Annotated in this window: 3 protein-coding genes; 1 reads left to right on the forward strand and 2 read right to left on the reverse strand. The window is 51.8% G+C overall.

Annotated elements, in window-relative coordinates; all coding sequences use genetic code 11:
• Positions 1-59: 59 nt before the first annotated feature.
• Entirely contained in the window at positions 60-449 is a 390-nt protein-coding gene (locus tag AB2U09_RS00115) for a hypothetical protein (protein ID WP_459190654.1), read from the reverse strand.
• A 36-nt stretch (positions 450-485) separates the two neighbouring features.
• A complete protein-coding gene (locus AB2U09_RS00120; protein ID WP_459190655.1) occupies positions 486-1,829 on the reverse strand; it encodes a hypothetical protein in 1,344 nt (447 codons plus the stop codon).
• 369 nt (positions 1,830-2,198) lie between these two features.
• Here AB2U09_RS00120 and AB2U09_RS00125 point away from each other — a divergent pair, with 369 nt between their 5' ends.
• A complete protein-coding gene (locus AB2U09_RS00125) occupies positions 2,199-2,342 on the forward strand; it encodes a hypothetical protein (protein WP_459190656.1) in 144 nt (47 codons plus the stop codon).
• The last annotated feature ends 73 nt before the right edge of the window (positions 2,343-2,415 follow it).

Below are 2,415 nucleotides of genomic sequence, written 5' to 3' on the forward strand. Positions count from 1 at the left end.
ACGAGTTCGTCCACCCCTACAGCGGGTTCGGCGAGGAGTGAACACGCTCGGGCGGCGGCTCACTCGCCCGCAGTGACCCAGTCGTGGCCGGGTATCGTCCCCGAAACGGTGTAGGTCGCGTCCGGATCGTAGTCGGGGAAACTGAACCTCCCTTCGAGGCCGGTTTCGCTCATGGGAAATACTGCCATCTTCTGTTCCTTTTTGCCGATGAGTTCTCCCTCGCGTTCGACTTTGACCGTCCCCGTGGGATTTCCGACACCGTCTCCGTCGTTGGTCACTACCATGGTCGCGATTATCCTCGGAGCGTCCGTGATCTCGGCCGAGACATCTTCGATATCTAGATCTGGCTCGTCGTCGGAACTGGAACACCCCGCCGTTGCTCCAGCGAGCGAGGCAACTCCGGCTTTCAGGAGCGTTCGACGGTTTGTTACGGGATCCTCGGTAGCCATTATTTACCAGTTCTTCGAATCGCAGGGGACGGTTATTTAATCTTCGACACTCGTATACTCAAGAGAGTTCTTCACAACAGAAGTCTTAGTTGTTTTCAACGCTGTCGAGAAATTGGGGCAAGGGCATCCTCCTAGATAATCGATATACGCGAACTCGAATTGTGAGCGTGTTTCTAGCTCTGCCGTGTAACCCTTTGGAAGGCCGTTGTCGACCTGGAAGCTCGCACCAGCAAGGTTCTCTGTGTGATCGGGGAAGTATCGATTCCCTTCGCTATCATCTTCAGGACCGCCGTCCAGCGGCAGGTTCCAGTAGTACTCCTCTTGATCTCCCTCCGAATAATGGTCTACCAGAATCCCGTCGTCAGAACTATCGTTCAACGCAAATTTGATAACTGTACTCGCGACGGAACCGTACACTCCGGTAACACTGTTGACGATGTCGAGTCCGAGATCAATGATTCCGTCTCCGGGGTTAGACGAGTTATTCTCCCCGTCGGGTTGGGGTTCCGAGAGCGAGGCTTGGTTTTGTTCCGTATCGCCTGCTTGCGTTGCCCAAAACTCGACGTTCGTTTGGTAAGGAAGTCCCTTATCCATATCCTGATCGCATGGTAGTAATAAGCGGCCGGGAACCTCACTGAAGTGTGCTTGCATCTGGTATCGTTTGTAACTACCTAGTTCTGCGATCTCGTCGTAATCTGTTGCAATTGAGTCATCGGTATCATATCGAACATCGGCTGAAGTCCCGAATTCGTATGTCCAACTCGTACTAGTTGAATCCTCACTACAGCTATCGTCAAAATTATATGTTATGCTCCCAGGGGTGTTGTCAGCATCAAGGAACCCGACATCATCTTCATTACTCTCTCCACCCACTGACGAGGGGGTGTAATCTGTCGTCCCTACACTATCATCCGCCGTAGATGCATCTCCAGAGGCCGGAGCATTTTTAATACTGTTATCAGTCGGAATTCCCTCAGATGGGATGGTTATCTCTTCCGATTCGTCGGACTGTGCAGTAGCATGTTCGGGCCGGAGGACACCCTTGAGATCGCTGTGTGTGAATCCCTCGTCGGATGGATTCAGAGAGAACGCTACCGATCCGTACTCGGAACTCGGCCTTGTGAGGGTTCCGGTAATGCGGTCATTCAGCACGTCAATTCGTACTTCGAGCGGGAGTTTTTCACCTTGTTCGTGGACAGTGAACCGATCTTTGTCCGTAACGAATGAGAACGTTTCTACATCCGGATGGCTATTCTCGTCAGCAACTCGTTCTTTATTTCCGATAGGTATGTTGTATCCAGCGATATCGAGTTTTCCTTTTAGCCCTTTTGGTGTCCGATTAATAGTCGCGGTCGTGTCCCCCTGCTCCTTGTCGGTCATGGGACCGTATGATATCCCGACAAACTTTCTGTCGGTATCTTGCTTCGCTGCCGACAGTCCACTGGATAGAACTACCCCACCAATTGTGCTACTGATGCTTCCTAGAACAGTTCGACGCCGTACGCGGCTTCCGTCATTGGAAGTCACAATCAAACATAAATTCCAATCGGGTAAGTACTTTTTGATTAATAGTATATAAACTAATGTGATTGGTATTAAACTAGCATCAATTGTGAAAGAAGGTCGAACGATCGTACAGCGTACAGAAGAATTATCAGTCAAAGGTCACCAAATTGGTGGCATACTTTCCGTTGTTAACGGCTTCGATTACATCGGAGACCGTTCGTGGGCCGAATTGGTAATTTAGTCATGGGTGTTACCGCCATAGAACAGCATCATCTTGTCATCAAGGCCGGCTGCCGCGACGGTGACGCCCTCGGCCTCGACATCGAGGACGAGGACATCATCCGCAACGAGTTCGTCCACCCCTACAGCGGGTTCGGCGAGGAGTGAACACGCTCGGGCGGCGGCTCACTCGCCCGCAGTGACCCAGTCGTGGCCGGGTATCGTCCCCGAAACGGTGTAG

The sequence above is a fragment of the Halosimplex yunnanense genome, from assembly GCF_054504345.1.